Source organism: Pseudomonas sp. FW305-E2, from assembly GCF_058782925.1.
Genome location: NZ_JBYSYE010000025.1, coordinates 57,312 through 75,816 on the forward strand (window position 1 = coordinate 57,312; position 18,505 = coordinate 75,816).

Annotated in this window: 18 protein-coding genes and 1 pseudogene; 8 read left to right on the top strand and 11 right to left on the bottom strand. The window is 62.1% G+C overall.

From position 1 onward, the window contains the following. The first annotated feature begins 57 nt into the window (after window positions 1-57). Both AC3WLP_RS18225 and AC3WLP_RS18230 read left to right on the top strand, forming a co-directional pair. Window positions 58-1,335 carry an acetyl-CoA C-acetyltransferase gene (locus AC3WLP_RS18225; RefSeq protein ID WP_088513634.1) on the top strand — a complete coding sequence of 426 codons (1,278 nt, stop codon included), beginning with the start codon at window positions 58-60 and terminating at the stop codon, window positions 1,333-1,335. Between the two features lie 89 nt (window positions 1,336-1,424). After that, on the top strand, window positions 1,425-2,204 hold the full coding sequence (locus tag AC3WLP_RS18230; protein WP_003255291.1) for an AraC family transcriptional regulator: 780 nt from the start codon (window positions 1,425-1,427) through the stop codon (window positions 2,202-2,204). Between the two features lie 64 nt (window positions 2,205-2,268). On the opposite strand, the gene AC3WLP_RS18235 is transcribed toward AC3WLP_RS18230, so the two are convergent. The 5 genes and pseudogenes from AC3WLP_RS18235 to AC3WLP_RS18255 form a co-directional block, all read right to left on the bottom strand. Further along, the gene (locus tag AC3WLP_RS18235; RefSeq protein ID WP_370688781.1) at window positions 2,269-3,036 is read right to left on the bottom strand and encodes a methyl-accepting chemotaxis protein; all 768 of its coding nucleotides are present in this window, start codon (window positions 3,034-3,036) and stop codon (window positions 2,269-2,271) included. A gap of 90 nt (window positions 3,037-3,126) precedes the next feature. Then, window positions 3,127-4,212, bottom strand: a pseudogene (locus AC3WLP_RS18240) (HAMP domain-containing protein); the annotation flags it as partial. A 167-nt stretch (window positions 4,213-4,379) separates the two neighbouring features. Then, window positions 4,380-4,790 (bottom strand): Cu(I)-responsive transcriptional regulator, encoded by a 411-nt coding sequence (cueR, locus tag AC3WLP_RS18245; RefSeq protein ID WP_004576995.1) that lies wholly within the window; start codon window positions 4,788-4,790, stop codon window positions 4,380-4,382. Next, window positions 4,787-7,186 (bottom strand): heavy metal translocating P-type ATPase, encoded by a 2,400-nt coding sequence (locus AC3WLP_RS18250; protein ID WP_088513635.1) that lies wholly within the window; start codon window positions 7,184-7,186, stop codon window positions 4,787-4,789. The genes cueR and AC3WLP_RS18250 overlap by 4 nt, the downstream gene beginning before the upstream one ends. 52 nt (window positions 7,187-7,238) lie before the next feature. Beyond that, window positions 7,239-7,625, bottom strand: a complete 387-nt coding sequence (locus tag AC3WLP_RS18255; protein ID WP_014755216.1) for a hypothetical protein — start codon at window positions 7,623-7,625, stop codon at window positions 7,239-7,241. A gap of 144 nt (window positions 7,626-7,769) precedes the next feature. On the opposite strand from AC3WLP_RS18255, the gene AC3WLP_RS18260 reads away from it, so the two are divergent. Both AC3WLP_RS18260 and AC3WLP_RS18265 read left to right on the top strand, forming a co-directional pair. Beyond that, the gene (locus AC3WLP_RS18260) at window positions 7,770-7,967 is read left to right on the top strand and encodes a heavy-metal-associated domain-containing protein (RefSeq protein ID WP_012051103.1); all 198 of its coding nucleotides are present in this window, start codon (window positions 7,770-7,772) and stop codon (window positions 7,965-7,967) included. Window positions 7,968-8,074: 107 nt separating this feature from the next. Beyond that, the gene (locus AC3WLP_RS18265; protein ID WP_003255285.1) at window positions 8,075-9,256 is read left to right on the top strand and encodes a multidrug effflux MFS transporter; all 1,182 of its coding nucleotides are present in this window, start codon (window positions 8,075-8,077) and stop codon (window positions 9,254-9,256) included. Here the strand turns inward: AC3WLP_RS18265 and AC3WLP_RS18270 are convergent. After that, window positions 9,207-9,404 (bottom strand): hypothetical protein, encoded by a 198-nt coding sequence (locus AC3WLP_RS18270; protein WP_003255284.1) that lies wholly within the window; start codon window positions 9,402-9,404, stop codon window positions 9,207-9,209. The two genes, AC3WLP_RS18265 and AC3WLP_RS18270, sit on opposite strands and share 50 nt — an antisense overlap. Before the next feature lie 487 nt (window positions 9,405-9,891). Between AC3WLP_RS18270 and AC3WLP_RS18275 the strand changes: the two genes are divergently transcribed. Continuing rightward, window positions 9,892-10,605 (top strand): ArsR/SmtB family transcription factor, encoded by a 714-nt coding sequence (locus AC3WLP_RS18275; protein WP_004576993.1) that lies wholly within the window; start codon window positions 9,892-9,894, stop codon window positions 10,603-10,605. Window positions 10,606-10,625: 20 nt separating this feature from the next. Here AC3WLP_RS18275 and AC3WLP_RS18280 read toward each other — a convergent pair whose 3' ends face one another. The 5 genes from AC3WLP_RS18280 to AC3WLP_RS18300 form a co-directional block, all read right to left on the bottom strand. Then, window positions 10,626-11,573 (bottom strand): adenosine deaminase, encoded by a 948-nt coding sequence (locus AC3WLP_RS18280; protein ID WP_003255282.1) that lies wholly within the window; start codon window positions 11,571-11,573, stop codon window positions 10,626-10,628. An 85-nt stretch (window positions 11,574-11,658) separates the two neighbouring features. Continuing rightward, window positions 11,659-12,345, bottom strand: a complete 687-nt coding sequence (locus tag AC3WLP_RS18285; protein ID WP_003255281.1) for an SDR family oxidoreductase — start codon at window positions 12,343-12,345, stop codon at window positions 11,659-11,661. Between the two features lie 368 nt (window positions 12,346-12,713). Beyond that, on the bottom strand, window positions 12,714-13,298 hold the full coding sequence (locus AC3WLP_RS18290; protein ID WP_014755220.1) for an IMPACT family protein: 585 nt from the start codon (window positions 13,296-13,298) through the stop codon (window positions 12,714-12,716). A 9-nt stretch (window positions 13,299-13,307) separates the two neighbouring features. Next, window positions 13,308-13,970 (bottom strand): TetR/AcrR family transcriptional regulator, encoded by a 663-nt coding sequence (locus AC3WLP_RS18295; RefSeq protein WP_012051106.1) that lies wholly within the window; start codon window positions 13,968-13,970, stop codon window positions 13,308-13,310. A gap of 90 nt (window positions 13,971-14,060) precedes the next feature. Further along, window positions 14,061-14,981: a LysR family transcriptional regulator gene (locus AC3WLP_RS18300; RefSeq protein WP_029380767.1), complete on the bottom strand. Its 921-nt coding sequence runs from the start codon at window positions 14,979-14,981 to the stop codon at window positions 14,061-14,063. A gap of 115 nt (window positions 14,982-15,096) precedes the next feature. Here AC3WLP_RS18300 and aptA point away from each other — a divergent pair, with 115 nt between their 5' ends. From aptA to AC3WLP_RS18315, 3 genes are all read left to right on the top strand, one after another. Further along, window positions 15,097-16,443: an omega-aminotransferase AptA gene (gene aptA, locus AC3WLP_RS18305; RefSeq protein ID WP_088513636.1), complete on the top strand. Its 1,347-nt coding sequence runs from the start codon at window positions 15,097-15,099 to the stop codon at window positions 16,441-16,443. Window positions 16,444-16,516: 73 nt separating this feature from the next. Then, window positions 16,517-18,010 (top strand): CoA-acylating methylmalonate-semialdehyde dehydrogenase, encoded by a 1,494-nt coding sequence (locus AC3WLP_RS18310; protein WP_003255276.1) that lies wholly within the window; start codon window positions 16,517-16,519, stop codon window positions 18,008-18,010. 251 nt (window positions 18,011-18,261) lie between these two features. Beyond that, window positions 18,262-18,505: hypothetical protein (locus AC3WLP_RS18315; protein WP_232861030.1), on the top strand; the 244-nt coding region annotated here is incomplete at its 3' end.

The window sequence follows — 18,505 nt, forward strand, 5'->3', positions numbered from 1 at the left end:
AATGCGGTAAAAACACCTAGGCTGTACCGAACAAATTGTTTCAGGAGGAACACGCGCATGCGTTCAACTCGCCGGGTCGCGATCCTGGGCGGCAACCGGATCCCTTTCGCCCGCTCCAATGGCGCCTACGCTACGGCCAGCAACCAGGCGATGCTCACGGCCGCGCTTGAAGGCTTGATCGAACGCTATCGCCTGCACGGGCTGCGGTTGGGCGAGGTGGTGGCCGGTGCCGTGCTCAAGCACTCGCGCGACATGAACCTGACCCGCGAGTGCGTGTTGGGTTCGCGCCTGTCACCGCAGACCCCGGCCTATGACATCCAGCAGGCCTGCGGTACCGGGCTGGAGGCTGCACTGCTGGTGGCCAACAAGATTGCCCTGGGGCAGATCGACTGCGGTATTGCAGGCGGTGTCGACAGCACCTCCGATGCGCCGATCGCCGTCAACGAAGGCTTGCGCCATATATTGCTGCAGGCCAACCGTGGCAAAAGCCTTGGCGAACGGTTAAAGCCCTTCCTCAAGCTGCGGCCTCATCACCTGAAACCCGAGCTGCCACGCAATAGCGAGCCGCGTACGGGGTTGTCGATGGGCGAGCATTGCGAGCGCATGGCCCACACCTGGCGCGTTGGCCGCGCCGAGCAGGACGAATTGGCGCTGCTTAGCCACCAGAAGCTGGCCGCTGCCTATGCCGAGGGTTGGCAGGACGACCTGTTGACGCCGTTTCTTTCGCTGGCGCGGGACAACAACCTGCGCCCCGACCTGAGCCTTGAGCAGTTGGCCAGGCTCAAACCAGCCTTTGACCGCAGCGGGCAGGGCATGTTGACGGCGGGTAATTCCACGCCGTTGACCGATGGTGCTTCGCTGGTGCTGTTGGGCAGCGAAGCGTGGGCGCAGCAGCAGGGGTTGCAGGTGCTTGCCTATCTGGTCGATGGCGAAACTGCTGCGGTGGATTTTGTCACGGGGCGCGAAGGGTTGTTGATGGCGCCGGTGTATGCCGTGCCACGCTTGCTGGCACGCAATGGCCTGACGCTGCAGGACTTTGACTACTACGAAATCCACGAAGCCTTTGCTGCCCAGGTGCTGTGCACGCTCAAGGCCTGGGAAGATGCCGATTACTGCCGTGAGCAGTTGGGCCTGGAGGCGCCGCTGGGCGCGATCGACCGCAGCAAACTCAATGTCAAGGGCAGTTCGCTGGCGGCCGGGCACCCGTTTGCGGCAACCGGTGGGCGGATATTGGCCCACCTGGCCAAGCTGCTGGCGACGGCGGGTAAGGGGCGCGGGCTGATTTCGATCTGTGCGGCAGGCGGGCAGGGAGTGACCGTTATCGTCGAGCGCTGAAGCACCTCCAGGGTAACTGCAGAGGCGGTGAGTGCCTCGATCATGATCCAGCTGTTAGGCTTGTCTGGTCAGAACTACAAGAAAATACCATGCCGATCATCGGACACCCCCGCGCTATCCCCGCGCTGGAACACCTGCCCAGACCGCTCTACGCCCGTGCCGAAAGCCTTGGCGCCGGTTCGTGGACTACCCGCCACCAGCACGACTGGGTGCAGTTCTCCTACGCCATCAGCGGTGTACTCGGCGTGTACACACGCGACGGCAGTTACTTCGCCCCACCGCAGTGGGGGGTGTGGATCCCTGCCGATGCCGAGCATGAAGTGGTCACCTCGATGCAAGCCGAGATGCGCAGCCTGTATGTGCGCCGTGATGCCTGCCCATGGGCGCCGGAACAATGCCGAGTGCTGGAAGTCACGCCGCTGGCGCGCGAGCTGATCAAGCAGTTCTGCCTGTTCCCGGCAGATTACCCAGAGGACGACAGCGCCGAATCGCGTCTGGTGGCAGTGCTGCTCGATCAGTTGCGCACCTTGCCGGAAGTCGGTTTTTCGCTGCCGTTGCCCCGCCACCCTGGTTTGCTGGCGCTGTGCAATGGCTTGATCGCTGCACCAGATCAGCCGCAGACCTTGCAGCAATGGGCGCGGGAGCTGGGGTGTTCGGAGAAGACGCTGATGCGGCTGTTTCAACGGGAGACCGGCTTGAGCTTTCGTAATTGGCGCCAGCGCATGCGGCTGTTGTCTTCGCTGGCGTTGTTGGAGGCGGGGGAGAATGTGACTGAGGCGGCGCTGGGGTGTGGGTATGACTCCACGTCGGCCTACATTGCGGCGTTCAAGCAGCTGTTTGGCGCGACACCGGGGGAATTGAAGCTCTGATTTTCGGTTGCCTGAGCCGGGCCTTTCGCGGGTTATCCGCGAAAGGGCCGGCACAGGCCATACGTCAGGTGCGGAACCTGCGCACCAGCGTATCCAGCTCATTGGACAGCCCGGCCAGGCTCTCGGAGTCCTGGCGCGCCGCCTGGGCCAGCTCGGCCACCAACTGCGCATCCCCGTGAATCTGGCTGATGTGCCTGTTGATGTCCTCAGCCACCTGATGCTGTTCTTCGGCTGCCGTGGCGATCTGGGTGTTCATGTCGCGGATCACATCCACCGACTCACGGATCTGCCCGAAGCTGTCGCGGGCCAGACCAATGCGGCTCACCGACTGCTGCGACACTTCCAGGCTGGCGTGCATCTGCTCGGCCACTTCGGCGGTACGGCTGGCCAGGTTGCCCAGCAAACCGTCGATTTCAGCGGTGGAGTCGGCAGTACGCTTGGCCAGCGCCCGTACTTCGTCGGCCACCACGGCAAAGCCGCGGCCCTGCTCACCGGCACGGGCCGCTTCGATGGCGGCGTTCAGGGCCAGCAGGTTGGTTTGTTCGGCAATCGAACGGATGGTGCCGAGGATCGACTGAATGGCGTTGCTGTCACGCTCCAGTTGCTGGATCGACTGGGCCGATTGCTCGATCTCGTGGCTCAGGCGATCAACGCTGTGTACCGCTGCATCGATCTGTTGCTGCCCTTCGCGGGCCTGCTGCTGGCCGCTGTCGGCCGACTGCGCGGCCTGGCTGCAGGACCGTGCCACTTCATTGGCGGTGGCGACCATTTCGTGGAATGCAGTGGAAACCATATCCACGGCTTCGCGCTGGCGGCCGGCCGCCTCGGCCATGTCGCTGGAGACGCGGGTCGAGCTGCTGGACGTGCTGAGGATCTTGCTGGCGGCAGCACCGATGTGCTGGATCAGGCTGCGAATGGCACCGAGGAACTGGTTGAACCAGCTGGCCAGTTGCGCGGTTTCGTCGCGGCCGCGGATTTCCAGGTTGCGGGTCAGGTCACCCTCACCTTGGGCAATGTCCTCCAGGCCGTTGGTGACGCTGTTGATCGGGCGCACGATCAGTTTGGCGAAGGCCGCACCGACCACCGCGAACAGCGAGGCCAACACCACAGCGATGACACCGATCAGCCAGGTGAGCCGGGTGGTGGTCTGCATCACTTCGCTTTGTTCGATCAGGCCGATGAAGGTCCAGCCCAGCTGCTGGTCGGGGTAGACGTTGGCCATGTAGTGCACGCCATTGAGTTCGACCTCGACCAGGCCTTTGCCGGCTTTGGCCAGCTTGGCGTAACCGTCGCCAAAGCTTCCCAGCTGCTTGAAGTTGTGGGCGGCGTCGCGCGGGTCGACCATCACGTTGCCGTTGCTTTCCACCAGCATCAGGTAGCCGCTTTCGCCCAGTTTGATCTGCTTGACGATTTCGGTCAGGCCCTTGAGCGACACGTCGATGTTGACCACGCCGCCGGGGTTGCCCAGCTGGTTGGCCACGGTGCGCACGGTGCTGACCAGCACCGCATCGTCGGCGGCCCAGTAGTAGGCGCCGGTACGCATCGTCTTGCCAGGGTTGGCCATGGCAAGTTGGTACCAGGGGCGCGTGCGTGGGTCATAATTGACAAACTTCTGGCCGGCCGGCCAGCCAGTGTAGCCGCCATCATTCACCCCGTAGGACAGGTAGGCGTAGGCGGGGTGTGAGTTGGCCAGGCGAGTCATGAAGTCGAGAATTTTGCTGGCCTGCTCGCCCAGTTCGTAGGACGGAGTTGCGCTCATGTACTTGTTCAGCTCGCTGCCCGTGGCGGCAACCATTGGCTGGGAAGCCATGTACTCGACGTTCTGGTTGATCCCCTGGAAGAAGATGTTCATCGCGTTGCTGACCTGGCGGATTTCCCGGCTGCTGCTGTCGAGGAATCCGTCGCGGGCTTCGCCGCGCAGGTTGATGACCACCAGGGTGGCCACGAGAACGATGGGCAAGCCGGCGATGACCGCGAATGCCCAGGTCAGTTTCTGTTTGATGCTCATCGACGCTCCCGGAATTTTTGTTTTCGACACACGAGGCAGGTAGCAACTGCATCGGCAGCATCCGGGTTTTATGAAGCCAAAACGCCCGTATTTATTGGATAAAGTCGTGGTTGGTGACTATTCGGTCGTGTTTGGACATTTATGGCATGCCAAAGGCGCGTGGCAGCTCAGTGACAGCAGCTGCCCGCAGCGCCATTGGCCAGGTCTTTGAGGATCGGGCAGTCCGGGCGGTCGTCACCCTGGCAGTGCGAAACCAGCTCGCCGAGGGTGTCGCGCAGGCTCACCAGCTCCTCGATGCGCCGGTTCAGTTCATCGATGTGGTGCATGGCCAGCGCCTTCACATCGGCGCTGGCACGTTGGCGGTCCTGCCACAAGGTCAGCAACTTGCCGACCTCTTCGAGGGAAAAGCCCAGGTCGCGGGAGCGTTTGATGAAGGCCAGGTTGTGCAAGTCTTGCGCCTGGTACAGGCGGTAGCCGCTGTCGCTGCGAGTGGCGGGTTTGAGCAGGCCGATGGACTCGTAGTAACGGATCATCTTGGTGCTGAGCCCGCTGCGGCGGGCGGCCTGGCCGATATTCATGGTACCTCCTGGGTGCTGCTGGTGGGTTTCCACGTTTTAAGCCACAGGGCATTGCTGACGACGCTGACACTGGACAGGGCCATGGCGGCACCTGCCAGTACCGGGTTGAGGTAACCCAGCGCGGCGAGCGGAATGCCGATCAGGTTGTAGATGAAGGCCCAGAACAGGTTCTGGCGGATCTTCGCGTAGGTCTTGCGGCTGATTTCCAGCGCGGCGGGCACCAGGCGCGGGTCGCCACGCATCAGGGTGATGCCGGCGGCCTGCATGGCCACGTCGGTACCGCCACCCATGGCAATGCCGATGTCGGCCGCGGCCAACGCCGGTGCATCGTTGATGCCATCGCCAACCATGGCGACCACCCCATCCTGCTTGAGCGCGGCCACGGTCGCGGCCTTGTCGGCCGGTAGCACTTCGGCGTGCACATCGTCGATGCCCAGTGCCTCGGCAACCACTTTGGCGCTGCCACGGTTGTCACCGGTCAGCAGGTGGCTGCTGATGTGTTGGGTGTGCAGGGTTTCGATGGCCTGCGCGGCGCCAAGCTTGAGGCTGTCACCAAAGGCGAACAGGCCCACCACTCTCGGTTGCGCGCCGCGCTCGATCAGCCACGACAGTGTGCGCCCTTCCGCTTCCCAGGCCTGGGCCTGGGCGGCCAAATCGCCGGGCTGCAGACCGCTTTCGTCAAGCAGTCGGCGGTTGCCCAGCGCCAGTTCACGGCCTTCAACGCGCCCGGCAATGCCGCGCCCGGTCAGTGACTGGCTGTCGGCAACGGTTGGCACGTCCAGCCCTTGCTCTGCACAGGCCACCAGTACCGCCTTGGCCAGCGGGTGTTCACTCCCGCGCTGCAGGGCGCCGGCCAGGCGGTGCAGGTCGGCGCTGTTGCCGTCCAGCGCCTGGCTGTGAACCACCCGCGGGCTGCCGGAGGTGAGGGTACCGGTTTTGTCGAACACTACGCGGTTGACCGCATGGGCACGCTCCAGAGCTTCGGCATCCTTGATCAGGATGCCGTGGCGGGCGGCGACCCCGGTGCCGGCCATGATCGCGGCGGGCGTGGCCAGGCCGAGGGCGCAGGGGCAGGCGATGACCAGCACGGCGACGGCGTTGATCAGCGCGGTTTCCAGCGGTGCCCCAGCCAACCACCAGCCGATCAGGGTGATCAGGGCCAGTACCAGCACGGCCGGGACGAACACCTGGCTGACACGGTCGACCAGCTTCTGGATCGGTGCTTTGGCGGCCTGGGCGTCTTCCACCAGGCGGATGATGCGCGCCAGCACGGTCTCGGTGCCCAGCGCCTGGGTACGCACCAGCAGCCGGCCTTCACCATTGATGGCGCCACCGGTGACGCTGTCGCCGGGCTGCTTGGGCACTGGCAAGCTCTCGCCGCTGATCAGGGCCTCATCGGCATGGCTGCTGCCGTCTTCGACCACGCCGTCGACCGGGAAGCGTTCGCCGGGCTTGACCAGTACCAGGTCGCCCAAGCGCAAGTGGGCGATGGCCACGTCCTCTTCCACGCCGTCGACCACGCGCAGGGCGCGTTCCGGGCGCAGGGCTTCGAGGGCTCGGATGGCACTGGCGGTCTGGCGTTTGGCGCGGCTTTCCAGGTACTTGCCCAGCAATACCAGGGCAATCACCACGGCTGAGGCTTCGAAGTACAGGTGCGGGGCCATACCGGCGGGAGCCTGTGCCCATTGGTACAGGCTCAGGCCATAGCCAGCGCTGGTGCCCAGGGCCACCAGCAAGTCCATGTTGCCGGCGCCGGCGCGCACGGCCTTCCAGGCTGCAATGTAGAAGCGGGCACCGAGAATGAACTGCACGGGTGTGGCCAGCAGGAACTGCGCCCAGGCGGGTAGCATCCAGTGCAAGCCGAACGGTTGTACCAGCATGGGTAATACCAGCGGCAGGGCCAACAGCAAGGCTGCACCGACTGCCAGGCGCTCGTTGCGCAGGCGGCGCTGGACAGCGCTTTGGTCGTCCTTGGTCGATTGCGGCAGGCTGGCGCTGTAGCCTGCCTTTTGCACAGCGTCGATCAGCAGGTTGTCATCAAGGGCCGCAAGCACTTCGAGGTGCGCGCGTTCGCTGGCCAAGTTGACGCTGACCCGCTCGACCCCGGCCAATTTGCCCAGGGCGCGCTCTACTCGGCCGACACAACTGGCGCAGGTCATGCCGCCTATCTGCAGTTCGAGGGTGCGGGTTGGTACCCCGTAACCGGCCTCGCGCACGGCTTCGACCAAGGCTGGCAGGCTGGCAGGCGGGGCTACAACCCGGGCTTTTTCAGTGGTGAGGTTTACGCTGACCTGTTCAGCGCCGGTGACCTTGCGCAGGGCGCGCTCGACCCGGCCAGCACAGCTGGCGCAGGTCATGCCGGAGATCGGCAGGTCGTATGTGGTGGATGCGGGCATGGCTCTCCTCCTTGGACAGGCCTCCAGCATCAACCTTGCCACGCAGGCAAGGTCAATAGCCCAGGTCGGCTCGTTTCAACTCCAGCCCATATTGCCCCATGGCGATGCGGTATTTGTTGATCTGGCCCGCCTGCAGATTCAAACGCGCGCTGCGCTGGTCCTCTATACCTGCGGCGCAACCCGGCATTTGCCCAGGCAGCAGGCGCAGGCGCACATCCACCGGGCCAGGCGGCAGGTTGAACGAGGTGGACTGCTCCTGGAAAACGCGCCCGGAAAGCTGGTCGTTGAGGTACACGCCGATTTCGCAACTGGTGGCCACTTCCAGGCGCTCCCGGGAAATGATCAGTACGCTGTAGGCCGAGTTGCCCTCGGCGAATGCCGGTGGCACCACAGCCAGCGCGCCCAAGAGCCCGACGACGCCCAATGCTGCCCTGAACATGAAAAATCTCCTGCTTGCCTGATCGTCAAAGGCGCAGCTTGGCCGACGCGGACGCGGATTTCCACCCCGGGCGTTGCAGGCAGGGCTTGACCTTGCCCTGATGGCAAGCTTGAGACTTGTGAAAAACCTGAAGGAGGTAACCCCATGCAAGTGTTCAATGTACAAGGCATGACCTGCGGCCATTGCGTGAAAGCCGTGACCCGCGCGGTGCAGGAGCAGGATGCGGAAGCCAGGGTGGAAGTTGATCTGGCAGGCAAACAGGTGCGTGTGCAGAGCGAGTTGGCGCAGGAGCAGATTCTCACTGCGATTCGCGATGAGGGGTATCAGGCCGAAATCGCCTGAAGACCTGATTGCTCCCACCGGGGGTAACAGTGTTGCAAATGTTTTCACATTGACAGGGTCCACAGCAGGTAGAATCAGTCACTTGCTTAGCCTGCTATGGATTCCTGATGAACCTGCGAATGGTGCTCATCCTGGGCGCACTCAGTGCGTTCGGGCCCTTGGCGATCGACTTTTACCTGCCAGCCTTCCCGGCCATGGCGCAAGCGTTCGCCACCGATGAAAAACACGTCCAGGCCACGTTGGCCGCCTACTTCCTGGGCCTGTCTATCGGGCAGTTGGCCTATGGGCCGGTTGCCGACCGCTTTGGCCGACGCAAACCGCTGATGTTCGGCGTTACGCTGTTCACCTTGGCATCACTGGCCTGTGCCTACGCCCCCAACCTCGATACCTTGGTGGTGGCGCGTTTCATCCAGGCACTGGGTGGTTGTGCCGGCATGGTGCTTTCGCGGGCCATCGTCAGCGACAAGTGCGACCCGGTAGCTTCAGCCAAAGTGTTTTCGCAACTGATGCTGGTCATGGGCTTGGCGCCGATCCTGGCACCGATGCTGGGTGGGGTGCTGGTGAACCTGGCCGGCTGGCAGTCGATCTTCCTTGCGCTGAGCCTGTTCAGTGCCGGCTGCCTGCTGGCGGTAAGCCTGGGCCTGCCGGAAAGCCTGCCCGAGCATATACCCCGGCAACCGCTGTCTGGCGCCTTGCGCCAGTACCTGCGGCTGCTGGCTGACCGGGTTTTCCTCGGCCATGCCCTGACCGGCGGTATCGCCATTGCCGGCATGTTTGCCTATATCGCCGGTTCACCTTTCGTGTTCATCAAACTGTATGGCGTGCCCGCTGAGCACTACGGCTGGTTGTTCGGCACCAACGCCGCAGGTTTTATTCTGGTGGCGCAGGTGAACGCCCGCCTGCTGGCCAAACGCGGGCCGGCCTTCCTGCTGGGCCGTGCGGTGTGGCTGTATCTGGTTGCGGGCCTGGTGCTGCTGGGCGTGGCGGCTTTGCGCCCTGCGCAACTGTGGCCGCTACTGGTGCCGCTGTTCATCTGTATCGCCAGCCTTGGTTGCATCATTCCCAATGCTTCGGCCTGCGCCATGAGTGGACAGGGCGCGCGTGCCGGCAGCGCCTCGGCACTGATGGGCTGTGTGCAGTTCAGCGTAGCTGCGGGTGCTGCGGCGCTGGTCGGGCTGCTGCATGATGGCAGTGCGGTGCCCATGGCAATCGTGATCAGCCTGTGCGGGGCGCTGGTGGTCAGTGTTGCGCTGTTGACCCGGCGTTTGCAGGCCAAGGCTCCCGCATGAGCGGGTGAGGGGCCTGCAGCCGGGTTTCCAGCGTGGCGACGAAGGCACGCGCCTCAGCCTCGCTGCGGAAACTGACCACATGCTGATCGAGCTGGACTTGCCAAGGGCAGGCGGGGTTTCGGCTCGACGCACTTACGATAATTTTCATCGCTGCATACCTCCAGGAAGGGGAGCCGCTCAAGTGTAGCGCTGGCCCGCCAGCCTGCCATGACACGGCTTCAGCGTCCTGACTGACGGTAAGTGTGCATTTTCCTGGCGGTGTCTCCTACTTTGGGCTCAATGCCTGCAAACCCGCAGAACCTTCGCTTTGTTTCGCACTATTTGTGGAAGGTTGCTGTGGGCCACATCTGATATGGCTGCAAGTTTGTTTTCATCAAGATGTTTCAGCGCGTTTGTGTGGGCGTACCGGTGCCTTGATTGACTGGGTGCCGGGGCGTTTTCGAAGCCGCCTCGCTGCTTGCCATGGGTAGGCATACCCAGTGGTTTTTCGTCATGAGTACGATGGCACCTGGCCGTCTGAACCGGCGTTTTCTGCGGCTTATACTGGCGAGCCAGGCCAGTGCCAGCGAGAGGCGCTTCCCTGGCAGGGTTGGCCATCGCATCCCCACAGTGAACTTGCAGGGAGTTACAAGGACATGAACGCAGCCAGCAGTATCAGCCAGATCGCCAGCCTGATGGCCGACCCCAAGCGCAGTGCCATGTTGTGGGCATTGATCGATGGCACACCACGGTTGGCCAATGAGCTCGCGATAATGACTGGCCTGACTTCATCGTCAGCCTGCGCGCACCTTTCGCTGCTGTCGTCGGCCGGTTTGCTCAGGCATGAAGCCAGGGGCCGCAAACGTTACTTCTGCCTGGCTACCCCGCAGGTCGGAGCGGCGGTAGAGGCCTTGGCCAGCGTACAGCTGGAAAGCGCCAGGGGAGAGCGTGCCGAAGCGCCGGTATCGTCGCTGCCGCTGTCGATGCGCCGGGCGCGCCGTTGTGGCGATCACCTGGGTGGGGAGTTGGCCAGTGAGCTGTACCATCGCATGGTGGTGGCTGGCTGGTTGGAAGGCAGCGGACGGCATTTGAGGGTCAGTGACGAGGGGCGGGCGCAGTTGGCCTTGGTCGGGGTGTACATCGATGCCCTGGCGCCACACCAGCAACGAGGTTGCGTGATCTGCCGCTGCACCGAATGGAATGACCAGGGCCCGCATCTGGGTGGCGTACTGGGTCAGGCCTTGTTCAGGTTGTTCCTGCAATCTGGCTGGATGCGCGAGATAGAGGACTCGCGGGCACTGCATATTTCGGCGCTGGGTATCCAGCAGATCAATCGCATAGCCCGCGTGGCGACGTTGCAGGTCGGTTGAGCGCAACGTCGTCAGGCTACTCAAACCAGCCGTGCGTCCAGGCTGTTCTGCGCCAGGCGACGAGCCTGGTCTTCGGTCATGCCCAAGTGGGTATGCAGAGCGTGGAAGTTCTCCGTGACGTAGCCACCGAAGTAGGCCGGGTCGTCCGAGTTGACCGTGACTTTCACACCACGCTCGAGCATGTCGAGGATGTTGTGCTGGCTCATGTGGTCGAACACGCAGAGCTTGGTGTTGGAGAGCGGGCACACCGTGAGCGGGATCTGCTCGTCGATGATGCGCTGCATCAGGCGCTCGTCCTCGATGGCGCGCACGCCATGGTCGATACGTTTGATCTTCAGCAGGTCGAGGGCTTCCCAGATGTACTCGGGCGGGCCTTCTTCGCCAGCATGGGCAACCGCGACGAAGCCTTCGCTACGGGCGCGGTCGAACACCCGCTGGAACTTGCTTGGCGGGTGGCCCATCTCCGAGCTGTCCAGGCCTACGGCAATGAACGCATCGCGGAACGGCAAGGCCTGATCGAGGGTCTTGTGCGCTTCATCCTCGCTGAGGTGGCGCAGGAAGCTGAGGATCAGGCCGCTGCTGATGCCCAGTTGTTCGCGGCCATCCTTGAGCGCCTGGCTGATGCCGTTGAGCACCACTTCGAAAGCAATGCCGCGGTCGGTGTGGGTCTGCGGGTCGAAGAAGGGTTCGGTGTGGATCACGTTCTGGGCCTTGCAGCGTTGTAGGTAGGCCCAGGTCAGGTCGTAGAAGTCCTGCTCGGTGCGCAGCACATCTGCGCCCTGGTAATACAGGTCGAGGAACTCCTGCAGGTTGTTGAAGGCATAGGCACCGCGCAAGGTCTCCACATCGGCCCAGGGCAAGGCGATCTTGTTGCGCTCGGCCAGGGCGAACAGCAACTCGGGCTCCAGTGAGCCTTCCAGGTGCAGGTGCAGTTCGGCCTTGGGCAGGGCGTTCAACCAGTCATACATAGTGGTCATCTCAATCAGGTACGGTTGCGGCCATTCTACAGGGGCTGGCTGGGCAATGCGCCCAGCCGGGCTGCGACCTGGTGAATCACCAGACCAAGGGTTCGCCCTTGTAGTTGATGAAACGCAGGCCGCCCTTGCCGCTTTGGGCCTTGATCTGTTCGATCATGCCGCGGGTGCTGGTGAGCACATCGATTTCGGCGTTTTCGCCACCCATGTCAGTTTTCACCCAGCCCGGGTGCATGGCCAGCACGCACAGGTCCGGGCGCTGCTGCTCAACGAAGAAGCTGTTGATCATCGAGTTCAGTGCCGCCTTGCTGGCTTTGTACAGGCAGATTTCGCCACCGTCTGGGATGGTGACGCTTCCCAGGATCGAGCTCATGAACGCCAGCACACCACTGCCTTCGCGTATTTGACCCACCAGGCGGCGAGCCACGCGTATCGGCGCCACTGCGTTGGTCATGAACAGATCGCCAATGTCGCTGTTGTGGACTGCCTCCAGGTCTTGCGGCAGGGGGCCCATGACCCCGGCGTTGACGAATATCAGGTCGAACACCTGGCCTTGCAGGCGTTGCTTCAGGCTGTCGAGCTGAACGGTGTCGTTCATTTCCAGCTGCTCGATATGCACGCCGGGCACGTTCGCCAGGGCGCCGGGCTGCTGCGGGTTACGGACGGTGGCAGTGATGTGCCAACCGTCTTCGTGCAGGCGTTGTACCAAGCCCAGGCCAAGCCCGCGCGAGGCGCCGATGATGAGGGCAGTTCTTGAATTGGCCATAGGAACATTCCTTTATCGGTGTAGGAGAAAGGAATTGAGCATACGTCACGGCGAATACGCGTGCCTGGTTTGCGTCTGGTTAAAAAATGGTCAGTTTTGTCTGGGCCTTGCGGGGCCGGGCGCTTCGCCTGTTGGCGCACGGGTTATCCACAAGCTGGTCCACAGTTATTGTGTGCAAGGTGAGCACGCGGGGCGCGGCTTGGATGGGCGGTTCGCTGGGGATAAGTCGCGCACATTCAGCAGTTTACGACTGTCATCAAATAGTGATCAAAATATGATCAAAGCTCTGGGGGCCTCGAAATCACTAGCCTGCAAGAGAGTGCCCCAAGCTTATCCACAGGCAGGCCCACAGTTGTTGTGGGCAATGTTCAGCGTGCTTCGAGCAAAATACGCCCGCGGCTCAGGTCCGCCAGTTGCTGTTGCAATGGCGCCAGGTGGGCGTCACCGAGGGCAATCATCAGGTCCACACCATTGGCGGTGAACTGTTCGTCCAGGACCAGGCCGTCAACCTCGGCCAAACGCAGCTTCACCAGCGCCAGCTCGCTGAAACTGCAACTGCAGCTGAAATGGCTGCGCTGCACCAGTAGGCGCTTGGGCGCCTGTTGCAGGCACTTGTTGGCGCCGCCGCCATAGGCCCTGGCCAGGCCGCCGGTACCCAGCTGGATGCCGCCGTACCAACGGATCACCAGCACCACCACCTGGTCGCAGTCCTGCGCTTCGATGGCCGCCAGTATCGGTCGCCCTGCAGTGCCGCCGGGTTCGCCGTCGTCACTGCTGCGGTACTGCGCGCCGAGTTTCCAGGCCCAGCAGTTGTGGGTAGCGGCCAGGTCGCTGTGACGTTCGATGAAACTCATCGCTTCGGCGGCACTGCTGATCGGCCCGGCAAGGGTGATGAAGCGGCTTTTGCGGATTTCCTCGCGGTATTCGCAGAGGTCGAGCAGGGTAGAAGGCATAAAGGACGGTCAGGCAGCCGGCGTGATGCCGCAGCCCTTCAAAATGATGTGGATAAGGTTGTTGCTCGCGTCTTCCATGTCCTGCTTGGTCAGGCGGCTGCGGCCAGTCACCTGGCAGATCTGGGTGGCGAAGTCGGCATAGTGCTGGGTGCTGCCCCAGAGCAGGAAGATCAGGTGCACCGGGTCGACCGGGTCCATTTTGCCTGCTTCGATCCAAGCCTGGAACACCGCAGCACGGCCGCGGAACCATTCGCGGTAATCGGCACTGAAGTATTCGGTCAGGCAGGTGCCACCGCTGATCACTTCCATGGCGAAAATGCGCGAAGCTTGCGGGTTGCGCCGGGAGAACTCCATTTTGGTGCGGATGTACTGGCTCAGGGCTTCACCGGGGTCGTCATCGACGCTCAAGGCGTTGAAGGTGCTGTCCCACAACTCGATGATGTTGCTGAGCACGGCGATGTACAGGCCCAGCTTGTTGGTGAAGTAGTAATGCAGGTTAGCCTTGGGCAACCCCGCCTTGAGGGCGATGGTGTTCATGCTGGTGCCCTTGAAACCATGGCGGGCGAACTCATCTTCGGCGGCCTGGATAATGGCCTGTTCGTTCTTCTGGCGGATACGGCCCGCGGGCTTGCCCGAGGCGGAGAGGCGATGCGCAGGGACTTCTAGGGTCATGGACGATTCCGTACGGGGCAGTGGCTGCGGCTGTGGGACAAGATTACCTGCCTGTGCCGAAGTGACAAGCGTTTGCGGCACAGACTGGCATCAACGTGTCGCAGCCAGGCTTTCGAGGAAGCTTTCCAACACCAGGTTGGGGCGCCGACCTTTGCGGGTAACCCAGCTCAGGCTCAGGTCATAAAAGCGCTCCTTGGGCTTGAGCGCACGCAAGCGGCCTTGCTGTACCCAGAACATGGCGTAGTGGTCGGGCAGATAGCCAATATAACGCCCGGTGAGGATGAGAAACGCCATGCCCTCGCGGTCAGAAGCACTGGCTGTGCAATTCAGCGCCTGGTAGTGCGCCTGGATGTCGGCCGGCAGGCGGAAGGTGGGGGTGATGGCTTCCTGGCTGTTGAGGCGTTCGTCGTCTATCTGCTGGTCGTCGGCGTAGAACAGCGGGTGGCCGACTGCGCAGTACAGCAGCGAGCGTTCGCTGTACAACGGTTGGTACTCAAGCCCCGATAGCGGGCTGGTCTGTGGGACGACGCCAACGTGCAGGCTGCCGTCGAGCACGCCGTGCTCGACCTGGCTGGGGGCGATCATACGGATCTGGATGCGTACATCAGGGCCGCGGTCCTTGAGTTCCGCCAGGGCATGGGTGATACGCATGTGCGGCAGGGTCACCAGGTTGTCGGTCAGGCCGATGTTCAGCTCGCCGCGCAAATGCTGGTGCAGGCCATTGACCTCGGTGCGGAAGGTTTCCAGCGCGCTGAGCAGTTGCAGGGCTGAATGGTAGACCTCGCGGCCTTCCTCCGTCAGCGAGAAACCGGCGCGGCCGCGCTGACACAGGCGCAGGCCGAGGCGTTGTTCGAGGTCGTTCATCTGCTGGCTGATGGCCGAGCGACCAATGCCCAGTACGTTTTCGGCAGCCGAGAAGCCTCCGCACTCGACGACGCTGCGATAGATCTTCAGCAGGCGGATGTCGAAATCGCTGACTTGGGCGAGTGGATCGGGTCTTCGGCTCATCAGTTTAGTCTCGGCCTGCCTGAAGGTTAGAAATGTAGGCTTTTTCAGACTCTATCGCCGTGCCAACTTAGCTGCAACAACATCCATCGTTGCCTAATCGTCTTCCGAGGAACCGCCGATGAACATGCCCGAAACCGCCCCCGCGGGTATCGCCAGCCAGCTCAAGCTGGACGCCCACTGGATGCCCTATACCGCCAACCGCAACTTCCAGCGCGACCCACGCCTGATCGTGGCGGCCGAAGGCAACTACCTGGTCGATGACCACGGGCGCAAGATCTTCGACGCCCTGTCTGGCCTGTGGACCTGCGGCGCAGGGCACACTCGCAAGGAAATCGCTGACGCGGTGACCCGCCAACTGAGCACGCTGGACTACTCCCCAGCGTTCCAGTTCGGCCACCCGCTGTCGTTCCAGCTGGCGGAAAAGATCGCCGAGCTGGTGCCGGGCAATCTGAATCACGTCTTCTATACCAACTCCGGTTCCGAGTGCGCCGATACCGCGCTGAAGATGGTGCGTGCCTACTGGCGCCTGAAAGGCCAGGCAACCAAGACCAAGATCATCGGCCGTGCCCGTGGTTACCATGGTGTGAACATCGCCGGTACCAGCCTGGGTGGCGTCAACGGTAACCGCAAGATGTTTGGTCAGCTGCTGGACGTCGACCACCTGCCTCACACCGTGTTGCCAGTGAACGCCTTCTCCAAAGGCATGCCGGAAGAGGGCGGTATCGCGCTGGCTGACGAAATGCTCAAGCTGATCGAGCTGCACGATGTCTCCAACATCGCAGCAGTCATCGTCGAGCCGCTGGCCGGTTCGGCCGGTGTGCTGCCGCCGCCGAAGGGTTACCTGAAGCGTCTGCGTGAAATCTGCACCCAGCACAACATTCTGCTGATCTTCGACGAAGTGATCACAGGCTTCGGCCGCATGGGCGCGATGACCGGCTCGGAAGCCTTCGGCGTTACCCCGGACCTGATGTGCATCGCCAAGCAGGTGACCAACGGCGCCATCCCGATGGGCGCAGTGATTGCCAGCAGCGAGATCTACCAGACCTTCATGAACCAGCCGACCCCGGAATACGCCGTGGAATTCCCACACGGCTACACCTATTCGGCGCACCCGGTAGCCTGTGCCGCCGGTCTCGCCGCGCTGGACCTGCTGCAGAAGGAAAACCTCGTGCAGTCCGCGGCTGAACTGGCGCCGCATTTCGAGAAGCTGCTGCACGGCGTGAAGGGCACCAAGAATATCGTCGATATTCGTAACTACGGCCTGGCCGGCGCCATCCAGATCGCCGCCCGTGACGGTGATGCCATTGTTCGCCCATACGAAGCGGCCATGAAGCTGTGGAAAGCCGGCTTCTATGTACGCTTTGGTGGCGACACCCTGCAGTTCGGCCCAACCTTCAATACCAAGCCGCAGGAACTGGACCGCCTGTTCGATGCTGTAGGCGAAACCCTGAACCTGATCGACTGATCTTTCCGATTTTGATGCCAGGCGCATGCCCGCAGCGCGCGCCTGGCTCTCCTTTGTTTATCTGGAGTTTTGCATGAGCATTGTTCAGCACCTGATTCACGGCGAACTGGTTACCAAGGGTGAGCGCACCGCCGATGTCTTCAACCCGTCCACTGGCCAGGCCGTTCGCAAGGTCGAACTGGCCAGCCGCGCAACCGTGCAGGAAGCGATCGACTCGGCCAAGGCAGCCTTCCCGGCCTGGCGCAACACCCCTCCGGCCAAGCGCGCCCAGGTGATGTTCCGCTTCAAGCAACTGCTGGAGCAGAACGAAGCCAAGATTTCGCAGATGATCAGCGAAGAGCACGGCAAGACCCTGGAAGACGCCGCCGGTGAACTGAAGCGTGGTATCGAGAACGTCGAGTTCGCGTGTGCAGCCCCTGAAGTGCTGAAGGGTGAGTACAGCCGCAACGTCGGTCCGAACATCGACGCCTGGTCCGACTTCCAGCCGTTGGGCGTGGTTGCCGGTATCACCCCATTCAACTTCCCAGCCATGGTGCCGCTGTGGATGTACCCGCTGGCCATCGCCTGCGGCAACGCATTCATCCTCAAGCCTTCCGAGCGTGACCCGAGCTCGACCCTGTACATTGCCCAGTTGCTGCTGGAAGCCGGCCTGCCGAAGGGCATCCTGAACGTCGTGCACGGTGACAAGGAAGCGGTGGATGCGCTGATCGAAGCGCCGGAAGTCAAAGCACTGAGCTTCGTGGGCTCGACCCCGATCGCCGAGTACATCTATGCCGAAGGCACCAAGCGTGGCAAGCGTGTACAAGCCCTGGGTGGCGCGAAGAACCACGCGGTGCTGATGCCGGATGCCGACCTCGACAACGCCGTCAGTGCACTGATGGGCGCGGCTTACGGTTCGTGTGGCGAGCGTTGCATGGCCATTTCGGTCGCCGTGTGCGTGGGCGACCAAGTGGCCGATGCCCTGATTGCCAAGCTGGAGCCACAGATCAAGGCGCTGAAGATTGGTGCCGGCACCTCGTGCGGCCTGGACATGGGCCCGCTGGTGACTGCGGCAGCGCGTGACAAGGTCGTGGGTTACATCGATGACGGTGTTGCTGCTGGCGCCAAGCTGGTGGTGGATGGCCGTGGTTTCCGAGTGGCGGGTAATGAAGATGGCTACTTTGTGGGTGGCACCCTGTTCGACAAGGTGACCCCGGAGATGCGCATCTATAAAGAGGAGATCTTTGGCCCGGTGCTGTGCGTGGTCCGTGTGAATAGCCTGGAGCAGGCCATGCAGCTGATCAACGATCACGAGTATGGCAACGGCACCTGCATCTTTACGCGTGACGGTGAAGCGGCCCGTCTGTTCTGCGACGAGATCGAAGTGGGTATGGTGGGTGTGAACGTACCGCTGCCGGTGCCGGTGGCCTACCACAGCTTTGGTGGCTGGAAGCGTTCGCTGTTTGGTGATCTGCATGCCTATGGCCCGGATGGTGTGCGCTTCTATACCCGTCGCAAGGCAATTACCCAGCGTTGGCCTCAGCGGGCCAGTCATGAAGCGTCGCAGTTTGCATTCCCTAGCCTTTAAGGGAGGGTAAACAAAGCGGGGAGGCCGTCAGGCCTCCCCGCTTTGTTTTTTCTGCGCTATCAACGGTTATTGAAATTAAAGGTTGACGCCCTCTCGAATCCCCTTATAATGCGCCCCACTTCCAGCGACATCGGAACGAAAAACTCCTTGAGATTCAATGAGTTAAGTAGTGAAGGCAAAAGCTGAAAGGGCTACGATCGAATGATCGAAAGCGGTTGAAAATGGTGGTTGACAGCGCTTCCAAGTGCTGTATGATTCGCCTCCCGCTACGAGAGATCGCAGCGAGCCAAGTGTTTGAAGCTAAACGAGTTTCTCGCAAAAAACTTCAAAATAAACGCTTGACAGGCTCTGAGGAAAGCGTAGAATGCGCGCCTCGGTTGAGGCGAAAAGCTCTTAACCAAACGCTCTTTAACAAATTGAATCAAGCAATTCGTGTGGGTGCTTGTGAGTACGGACTGATAGTCAAAAAGATTATCAGCATCACAAGTGACCATG